The organism is Falsiroseomonas sp. RANM36 (assembly GCF_056682175.1).
In genome coordinates this window covers 634,812-638,476 of the sequence record NZ_JBWXTD010000002.1, presented here as the reverse complement: position 1 = coordinate 638,476, position 3,665 = coordinate 634,812, and the positions used below count along the sequence as shown (strand labels likewise).

At 75.7% G+C, this 3,665-nt stretch carries 5 protein-coding genes; all 5 read right to left on the bottom strand.

The window, feature by feature from the left end; all coding sequences use genetic code 11:
- Window positions 1-110: 110 nt before the first annotated feature.
- Entirely contained in the window at window positions 111-785 is a 675-nt protein-coding gene (scpB, locus tag AC1MIR_RS03920) for an SMC-Scp complex subunit ScpB (RefSeq protein ID WP_480026871.1), read from the bottom strand.
- On the bottom strand, window positions 769-1,584 hold the full coding sequence (locus AC1MIR_RS03915; RefSeq protein ID WP_480027052.1) for a segregation and condensation protein A: 816 nt from the start codon (window positions 1,582-1,584) through the stop codon (window positions 769-771). Before AC1MIR_RS03915 ends, scpB begins: the two co-directional genes overlap by 17 nt.
- Before the next feature lie 28 nt (window positions 1,585-1,612).
- Window positions 1,613-2,305 carry a site-2 protease family protein gene (locus AC1MIR_RS03910; protein WP_480026870.1) on the bottom strand — a complete coding sequence of 231 codons (693 nt, stop codon included), beginning with the start codon at window positions 2,303-2,305 and terminating at the stop codon, window positions 1,613-1,615.
- Window positions 2,306-2,307: 2 nt separating this feature from the next.
- Complete coding sequence (gene nagZ / locus AC1MIR_RS03905) at window positions 2,308-3,267, bottom strand: beta-N-acetylhexosaminidase (RefSeq protein WP_480026869.1); 960 nt, start codon at window positions 3,265-3,267, stop codon at window positions 2,308-2,310.
- A gap of 4 nt (window positions 3,268-3,271) precedes the next feature.
- A partial coding sequence (locus AC1MIR_RS03900; protein ID WP_480026868.1) for an SPOR domain-containing protein occupies window positions 3,272-3,665 on the bottom strand: 394 nt, incomplete at its 5' end.

The following is a 3,665-nucleotide window of genomic DNA, read 5'->3' as shown; positions in this document are numbered from 1 at the left end:
GGGGGGTGGCGCGCGGGCGCGGCCCGGGGGGGGGGGCGGGGGGGGGGGGGGGGGGGCCCGCCGGGGGGCCCGGGGCCCCCGCGAAGGGGCGCGCGCCGCCAGTTCCATCGTCACGCTCGCGGCTCCTCAGCCGGTGGCTCCTCCGAAACCGGCTCCTCCTCGGCCTTCTCCCCGGCAGCCGCCAGAAGCGGCGCCGCGGCCTCGGCGCTGACCAGTTCCTCGCGCTTCGGCAGGTCCTTGATGGAGGTCAGGCCGAACTGCTCGAGGAAGCGCGGCGTGGTGCCCCACAGCGTCGGGCGGCCCGGCACCTCCCTGTGGCCCTTCGGCGCGATCAGCCCGTGTTCGAGCAGCGCCTCCAGCGTCGCCTGGGACAGGCCGGCGCCGCGGATCTCCTCGACCTCGGCGCGGGTGACGGGCTGGTGCCAGGCGATCACGGCCAGGGTCTCCATCGCCACGCGCGGCAGGCGGCGCGGCACCTCCACCACCCGGGTCAGCGCCGGGGCGAGGTCGGGCGCGGTGCGGAGCGCCCAGCCGCCGGCGACCTCGGCCAGCACCACGCCGCGGCCCTGCAGCGCCTCGGCGAGCGCAGCCAGCACGGTGGGGGCGACCTGCCCCTCGGGCAGCACCTGCTGCAGGCGCTGCGTCGTCACCGGACGGTCGGAGGCGAAAAGCAACGCCTCCGCCAGCCGCACCGCCTCGGGCGTGGCGGGGGCGGGGGGCGCGGCTTCCTCTGCTGCCGCCGGGGGGTCTCCCGGCGGGGCCGCATCCTCAGGCGGCGCGGACATCCTTGTTCTCCTCCACGCGCTCGGCGCGGCGGAGCATGATGGGGCCGAAGGCCCGCTCCTGGCGAAGCTCCACTGCACCGCCGCGGGCCATCTCCAAGCCCGCCACGAGCGTGCTGGCAAGTGCCGCCCGGCGCTCCACCGTGTCGAGCGAGGCGCCGACCTCCCCATCCGGCAGGAAGCGCTGCAGCACCGCCCAGGAGGGAAAGCCGCCCAGGGTGCGGGACAGATGCGTGATCGCCTCCTGCACGGACCACAGCCGCCGGGGCTTCGGACGATAGGGGCGCTTGGCCAGGGCCCGGCGGCGGCCGGCGACATAGGCTTGGCAGAGCGCGGAGAGGTCGGCGCGGATGCCGGACCGGTCCTGCACCGTCAGGTCCTCCGGCACGCCGCGCGGGAAGAGGTCGCGGAACAGCTGCGGCCGGGTCCCGAGCCAGGCGGCGCCGGCGCGCATGCGCTCGAGCTCGGCCAGCAGCCCGGTCAGGCGGCCGGCCAGCGCCTCCGGGTCCTCCCCGGCGGCCTCCTCCTTCGGCAGCAGCAGGCGGGATTTCAGCCAGGCGAGCCAGGCCGCCATCACCAGCCACTCCGCCTGGATCTCCAGCCGGAGGCCGCGGGCCTGCTCGATCACCGCCAGGTACTGGTCCACCAGCGCGACGATGGAGATCCGCTCCAGGTCCACCTTCTGCGCCCGGGCGAGATCGAGCAGCAGGTCGAGCGGCCCCTCGAAGCCGTCGAGCTGCAGGTGAAGGACCGGCGCCCCGGTCGCCCCGAGGGGAGCCGGAAAGGCCGGTGCGGCAGGCATGGCGGCGGCGGTCATCCGGGTTCCCCCCTCAATGGCCCGACAGCATGAAGATGAAGCGCAGCACCGGCAGCGCGACGTTGCGCAGCAGCCAGCCGAGCGGATCCAGACCGGGGATCAGCATCGGCAGCAGGAAGACCACACCGAGCACGATGAACAGCCCGGCACGCTCCAGCGAGGCCACGGCACGCGCGGCCGGCGCCGGCAGGATGCCGACCAGGATGCGCCCCCCATCCAGGGGCGGGATCGGCAGCAGGTTGAAACAGGCCAGGACGACATTCACCAACATGCTGATCGCGACGAAGCGGAGCAGCCACTCGGTGGCTGCCAGCGGCAGCGACTCGGCCCCCGCCTCCACCACATGGGCGGCGATCCCGAAGCACCAGGCAAGGGCGAAATTGATGGCCGGCCCGGCCGCGGCGACCATCACCATGCCCCAGCGCGGATCGCGCAGGCGCCAGATGTTCACCGGCACCGGCTTCGCCCATCCGAACATCGCCTCCACCCGGCCGATGGTCAGCATCTGGGTGGCCAGCAGCATGCCCGGCACGATCAGCGTGCCCACCGGGTCCACATGGCGCAGCGGATTGAGGCTCAGCCGGCCGAGCCGGGCCGCGGTGTCGTCGCCGAGCCATTTCGCGGCATAGCCATGCGCCGCCTCGTGCAGCGTGATGGCGAGGATGGCCGCGAGGGCGACCGCCGAGACCTCGGCCAGCCAGGACATGCTCAGGCGACCGCCTGGAGCGGCCGCCGGGCCTGCAGCATCGCCGCGCGGGCCGCGTCCAGGCGGCGCAGGGCGGCGTCGGACAGCGAGGGGCAGGCGCCGAGCAGCGCCTCGGTCTCGGCCAGGACCCCGGTGCAGTGCAGCACCAGGTCGCAGCCCGCCGCGATGGCCGCGCCGGCCAGGTCGTTCGACAGGCCGCGCATCGCGCCCATCGCCAGATCGTCGGAAACCAGCACGCCGTCGAAGCCGATCGCGCCGCGGATCACCTCGGCGACGATGTGGGGCGAGAGCGTGGCCGGGCGGTCGGCGTCCCAGGCCTCGTAGAGAATATGCGCCGTCATCGCCCAGGCGCCGCAATCCGCAAGCGCCTGGAAGGGCGCGATGTCGGCTTCGAGTTCGGCGGCGGTCGCGGTCACGCGGGGCAGGCTCTCGTGGCTGTCCACCGCGGCGCGGCCATGGCCGGGGATATGCTTGATCACCGGGATGCAGCCGGCGGCCTGCAGCCCTCGGACCCAGGCGGCGCCGAGCCGGGCCACTTCCTCGGGCCGGTCGGAGAAGGCGCGGTCGCCGATCACGTCATGCGCGCCGGGCAGCCGCAGATCGAGGCAGGGCGCGCAGACCACGTCGAGACCGAGCGCGGCGCATTCGGCACCCAGCATCGCGGCATTCGCCTCCGCCGTAGCCTCCGGCCTGCCCTCGAAGCTGGCGGGCGGCGGGAAGGCGGTCCAGTGCGGCGGGCGGAGGCGGGCGACCCTGCCGCCTTCCTGGTCCACCAGGATCGGCGCGGCCTCCCCGAGTTCCTCGCGCAACGCGGCGGCGAGGGCGGCGACCTGGGCGGGGCTTTCGACATTGCGGCGGAACAGGATGGCGCCGAGCGGGCGGTGGCGGCGGAACAGCGCCGCCTCCTCGGCCGTCAGGGCGGTGCCGGACAGGCCGACGATGGCGGCGCGCGGGACCGTCATGCGCTCAGCTGCGGACCGGGATGCAGGCACCGCCGCGCGCTCTGATCGCCTGGCAGAACTCCGCCGCCGCATCCTGGTCCGGCAGGCCGCCGGTGCGCAGGCGGTAGAGCGGCGACTGCCCCTCCCCGCGATCCAGGCGCAGGATCTGCGGGCTGCGGCCCTCGAAGAGCTCGGGGGCGCGGCGGGACAGGCGTTCCCATTCGGATCGCGCGGCCTCGGCCGAATTCAGCGCGCCGAGCTGCACCTGCACCCGGCCGGTCGGGGCCGGGCGCGACGGCTCGGCCGCGGCCGGCGGCGCCGCGGCCCCCCCCCCCGGCGGCGGCGCCGCCGGCGGGGGGGCGGGCGGGGCGGGCGCGGGCGGGGCGGCGGGGGCAGGCGGCGCCAAGGCGGCGCGGGGC

Bases quoted from the DNA above. Each gene is read 5' to 3' on its own strand.
- AC1MIR_RS03910 (WP_480026870.1), bottom strand. From the start codon at position 2,305: ATGTCCTGGCTGGCCGAGGTCTCGGCGGTCGCCCTCGCGGCCATCCTC.
- scpB (WP_480026871.1), bottom strand. From the start codon at position 785: ATGTCCGCGCCGCCTGAGGATGCGGCCCCGCCGGGAGACCCCCCGGCG.
- AC1MIR_RS03915 (WP_480027052.1), bottom strand. From the start codon at position 1,584: ATGCCTGCCGCACCGGCCTTTCCGGCTCCCCTCGGGGCGACCGGGGCG.
- nagZ (WP_480026869.1), bottom strand. From the start codon at position 3,267: ATGACGGTCCCGCGCGCCGCCATCGTCGGCCTGTCCGGCACCGCCCTG.